General features: G+C 59.9%; 2 protein-coding genes. One reads left to right on the top strand and one right to left on the bottom strand.

The genetic code is table 11. The features are described 5' to 3' along the window. Nucleotides 1-1119 precede the first annotated feature (1119 nt). Nucleotides 1120-1458 (bottom strand): H-NS family nucleoid-associated regulatory protein, encoded by a 339-nt coding sequence (locus ACFQX9_RS16525; protein ID WP_377789553.1) that lies wholly within the window; start codon nucleotides 1456-1458, stop codon nucleotides 1120-1122. 430 nt (nucleotides 1459-1888) lie between these two features. Between ACFQX9_RS16525 and ACFQX9_RS16520 the strand changes: the two genes are divergently transcribed. Beyond that, nucleotides 1889-2465, top strand: a 577-nt coding sequence (locus tag ACFQX9_RS16520; protein ID WP_377789551.1) for a hypothetical protein, incomplete at its 3' end; no start/stop codon positions are given.

Genomic DNA, 2465 nt, shown 5'->3' with positions numbered 1-2465 from the left:
GCCTCGAAGGCGAGTTCATCCGCCAAGCGCTTAAACAGCTCGCGCTTTTCTATGTCCGTCGCTTGCTGGCTCATCAGCATAAACTCTCTGGCGTCAGCGCGGACCTTTTCCAAACGTCGTCGGAGGTCCTTCATGGGTGCCGGCTTAGCTTTTAAACTTATCCTTGGCCCGAACAAATCAGTTTGCTGGTTCGGATCCACCCGGAGTCAACTGCCGAAACTCGATACTGGTTCTATGCGGACCGCCAAATTCGCCGCTCTTCGTGCTGCGATATTTGGGCCACGCTCCATGACCCAGCCCCTGTTCAGGGATTGCGGGCTGAGGACGGCCGTCTTGGCCGATGAGCCATCCCTGTCCGGCTCTCGCCGGATGATGCATAGAACTAGCATACCTGAAGGGGACATGAATGTTCGAAAGCGCACAGACGCGAGTGTTGCGCCCGACTAGGCTGGGAGCGATCCTGGACGCTCGCAAAGCGCTCGGGGCCCAACGGCCTCGGGGAGATGCGAAAATGTGCCGGCTGCGCTGAAGCGGCTCCGTCCGCGAACGCAGTGTTGCCGGTTGCGTGCCGGGTATGAGGCAGGAGTAAGCTCGGCAGATTTAGATCAACGATGGTCGTTCTCGTGCGTACTTTTCTTCTCATTGTGGGAATATGGCTACTGGTGAACGTTCTGTTCGTTGTAGTTGTCCTGCCCTCGCGCAGACCGGCACCTACTCGGCGAGCAGGAATTCCATCTCCGGTGACGATTAACACAACGGCCGGTCGCTCGGACGATCACTACCCACCACTCCTGCTGCGCGGGATGACGCCGGTTGCAATCAGAGTTCTTTTCGTCGTGCTCATCCTTCCAGTCCTTCGAGCGTGGAATGCGGTTAGGCGGCACTTCAGAGGGCACCACGACTAGATGCGGGCCATCGCGCGCTTGAGAGTCTCGTCGATGTCCTCACTGCGCCGCGGGCCCCCCGAGCGATTCAGCGAGACCATCAGCCCAGCGCTCTCGCTATGGCCATGCCTCGAAGCATGGTTATGACCCGCGCTTCAACGATGATGTGAGAAGCTCAGAGCCCAGGGGAACAGCAGGCGCCAGCATTTCCATCCCAAAATGCCGCAACGCGCGCTCAATTGGTCTGCCGCTTTTCGGCTGAAGCCCGATCGATTAGGAAATCGTCCAATTTTCGGCCGCCTCGAAGCTGCGGCCGCAGCCATCGAGGCAGCCTGCCGCGACCCGACCATGTCTCCGCCGGGTTCTTCGGATTGCGATATTTGGGACGAACGGGCGGGTATGGACGGCGCTCGCGATTGAACCGCGTGGCCTCGTTGGCCAGTCCAATCCTGTGGAGCCGTTCCTCCAAACGTGCTTTTTGCACCAACATTTTCTGAGTGAGTTTGGCGGCGACCTCTTGGTGAAATATCCAGAGCTCGTCAACGGAGAGCGAATTGAAATGCGCGGTGTTCATGGCTCCATCCCTAATCTTGGGCAGAAGGCCCAGGCAGACAAGTCGGGAATCCGGGAGCAGACAAGCCCTCAGTGAAATATTGATCGTGCAATCCACATTTAATACGAGAGGTAGCAGGGAGAAAGGCGCGACAGTGGTAATATCGTGGCGGAGTATTTAAATCGCCGCGCGGGGTAGCCGCGTCTCGTGACCTCCACAAACTCACCCTCGGCCAGTTGCGCTTTCGTGCTCGGGGACGAGCGCAAAGATGGCGATCGACCGGACGGCGGCGCGGACGGCTCGATGAATCGCGCTGCCTCGTGACCGGCATGTTAATCAGGTAGCCAAGAGTACAATTAATTAATTCATCGCGCCGCCCGATTTAAGCCGCATGGGAGCCGTTGTCACCGCTAAGGTTCGAGCGGGGGTGGGGCGCACCCGGGAGTTTTCGATGTCCGGTCATTTGCGATTATACTTCGCCAGTTTGGTGCTTGTCGGAGGTTTATCGGCGGCGCCTGCGTCTGCCAGCCCTCTTGCCGACTTCTTCAATACTGCTACGCCCCAACCCACGGTAACCTCTCCGCCGCAAGCCGAATGCGTGCCGCGTCCCGGTACCTCGACCACTGGTGGACAGCATTGGGTCTACCGAATGGACGGTCGCCGCAAATGCTGGTTCCTGGCCGAGGGCATCGCGACGGTGAAGAAGCCGATTCGGGCTCGCATGGCCAAAGACCGCAGCGCCAGTTTGGACGAGAACGGGACGAGGTGGAGCGCGGTCGTTGATGCGCGCGCGGAGGTGCTGCGCTCCGCACCGCCCGAGCAATCTCAGCCGCCTGTACCCGAAATGAAGGTAGCTGATGCCGCTTCCAATCTCGGCACGGGGCCGGCGGCCCCCATTGTCGATCTTCCCAACCAGCTCACCTCCGAACACTCCGTGCCGGGCCAAGTCGACGTTGGGCAGCTTCTCGCCGACGCACCTCAAGATATGCCGCTGGGCGCGCGCACTGCAGAGGCGCACGGCGAAGCGC

Origin of the sequence: Bradyrhizobium sp. GCM10028915 (assembly GCF_042666195.1) — a bacterium.
In the GTDB taxonomy this organism is placed as follows: domain Bacteria; phylum Pseudomonadota; class Alphaproteobacteria; order Rhizobiales; family Xanthobacteraceae; genus Bradyrhizobium; species Bradyrhizobium canariense_D.
The sequence above is the reverse complement of the archived record's forward strand: the minus strand, read 5'-3'. Positions and strand labels throughout refer to the sequence as shown.